The sequence below is a fragment of the Paraburkholderia sp. SIMBA_054 genome (assembly GCF_046534875.1).
GTDB classification, from domain to species: Bacteria; Pseudomonadota; Gammaproteobacteria; order Burkholderiales; family Burkholderiaceae; genus Paraburkholderia; species Paraburkholderia hospita.
Genome location: NZ_JAWRXV010001323.1, coordinates 1 through 250, shown reverse-complemented (window position 1 = coordinate 250; position 250 = coordinate 1). Strand labels below are relative to the sequence as shown.

Annotated in this window: 1 pseudogene; it reads left to right on the top strand. The window is 54.0% G+C overall.

The annotated features are described in order from the left end of the window. Window positions 1–250, top strand: a pseudogene (locus tag SB822_RS59375) (competence/damage-inducible protein A); the annotation flags it as partial.

Here is a 250-nt window from a genome sequence, read left to right as displayed (position 1 = left end):
CATGAACTGGAGCCGATGTTCCAATTTGAGGCGAAACCGAAATTGGTGCGTATGCTCAACAAGGAGAACGTCATCCTTTCACATGTGTTGCGTTTCTATGGCATCGGGGAAGCGGAACTTGAGGACCGCCTGCAGGATATTCTGGACAACCAGACCAACCCGACGATTGCCCCGCTCGCCTCGGCTGGTGAAGTGACTTTGCGCATCACGGCGAAGACCGATACCACCGATGAAGCCTGGAAACTGATCG